We start from the raw sequence: 1675 nt of genomic DNA, 5'->3' as shown, positions 1-1675 counted from the left end.
CGGCGCCCTGCCGGTAGAGGCGGGTGAGGGTGTCCGGACCGGCGTGGGCCTCCTGGAGGAGGAGGGGGCGGACCGGAGGCGTGCGCGCCGATGCGGCGCCGCGTGCCGCGAGGCCGTACCCCACCGGACGGCACGCCCACCCGCACGCCGGCTCGGATGCCGCAATATGGTGCTCCGGCTGACATAGCGGACGTGTGGCGGGGTAGCGGGGCACTCATGGACACCACACCACTGCGCGCCGTCGCACTCGTCTGCACCCTGTCGCCGTCGCCCGCTCCTTCCAGCTCGCAGCTGCTTGCGGAACAGACCATGGCCGCCCTCAGCGAGCACGGCGTCACGGGCAAGACCATCCGCATCGCCGACCGCAACGTCCTGCCGGGCGTGAAGACGGACATGGGCCAGGGGGACGAATGGCCCGAGATCCGGGACACCATCCTGGGCGCGGACATCCTGGTCCTGTCCACCCCGATCTGGCTCGGCCATCCGTCGAGCATCGCCCAGCGTGTCCTGGAACGTCTGGACGCCGAACTCTCCGAGACGGACGACGAGGGCCGCCCGCTGACGTACGGGAAGGTCGCCGCCGTCTGCGTGGTGGGGAACGAGGACGGAGCGCACAAGGTGAGCGCCGACCTCTTCCAGGGCCTCAACGACGTCGGCTTCACCCTCGCACCCGGAGCGGTCACGTACTGGGTCGGGGAAGCCATGCAGGGCACCGACTACCAGGACCTCGACGAGCCCCCCAAGGCCACGGCCCAGACCACCGCCACGCTCGCCGCCAACGCGGCACACCTGGCCCGGCGCCTGAAGCCGGCCCCCTACCCGCCGTCCTGAACGAACGACGGGCAGGACCTCCCAGCAGGCCCCGGACAACCGAAGGAGCAAGACCATGACCGAGAACAGGCGCGGCGAGCGTCGCCCGCGGACCACCCCCTCCGAAGCGGTCGGGGAGAGCGGTGACCAGGAGGCGCGGCGTGCCGCCGACGAGGCGGTCGTCGACGACGATGCCGGGACGCGAGACACGGGAAGCGCGCGAGGCGGCGGAGGCGGGGGAGGCACGGAGGGGACGCGCGGCGGGGGAGGTACGGAGGGGACGCGCGGCGCGCAGGGTCATGCGGCCAAGCGGGAGCGCCCCGGCCTCGGGCGCGAGGAGCAGACGCGTCCGTACCCGTCCGGAGGCGACGACAGCGCACCACCGCGGAGCGAGGACGACTGAGGCGTGGGCTGCGGACGCATGACCGTGGCTCACGAGAAAAGCGGCTCCGGAAAGGAGCCGGATACGCGTCGCTCCGTTCTCCGTGCAGATTTCTTCGTTCAACGCGAATGAGATGGCTTGGGTGATGGTATTCGCTTCATACCTTTTCACTCCGTTCTTCTCGGCGGAGTCATCCAATGGGGTTGCAGGGAGGTCGTCGTGATCATTCTCGGAGTGATCCTGCTGATCATCGGGTTCGTCACCGGAATTTCGATTCTCTGGACCATCGGGCTGATCCTCGCCGTGATCGGTCTGGTGCTGTGGGTCGCCGGTGCCGCGGGGCACGCCGTGGGCGGCCGATCTCACTACTGGTGACCGGAGCGATCCACCACTACTGGTGACCGGACCCAGCCGTCGCACGGCGGCCCGGCCGGCAGCGTGACCGGCCCGGAACGCCGTACGCGCGGGTCTCCCCGCGCGTAC

Annotated in this window: 3 protein-coding genes; all 3 read left to right on the top strand. The window is 70.4% G+C overall.

The window, feature by feature from the left end; all coding sequences use genetic code 11:
- Nucleotides 1-216: 216 nt before the first annotated feature.
- Nucleotides 217-831, top strand: a complete 615-nt coding sequence (locus tag ABZY12_RS34360) for an NAD(P)H-dependent oxidoreductase (protein WP_356897391.1) — start codon at nt 217-219, stop codon at nt 829-831.
- Between the two features lie 55 nt (nt 832-886).
- Nucleotides 887-1213: a hypothetical protein gene (locus ABZY12_RS34355; protein WP_356897389.1), complete on the top strand. Its 327-nt coding sequence runs from the start codon at nt 887-889 to the stop codon at nt 1211-1213.
- 198 nt (nt 1214-1411) lie between these two features.
- A complete protein-coding gene (locus ABZY12_RS34350; RefSeq protein ID WP_215071867.1) occupies nt 1412-1567 on the top strand; it encodes a DUF6131 family protein in 156 nt (51 codons plus the stop codon).
- The last annotated feature ends 108 nt before the right edge of the window (nt 1568-1675 follow it).

Source organism: Streptomyces sp. NPDC006551 (assembly GCF_040611675.1).
GTDB lineage: Bacteria > Actinomycetota > Actinomycetes > Streptomycetales > Streptomycetaceae > Streptomyces.
This window is presented reverse-complemented; position numbering and strand designations above follow the sequence as displayed.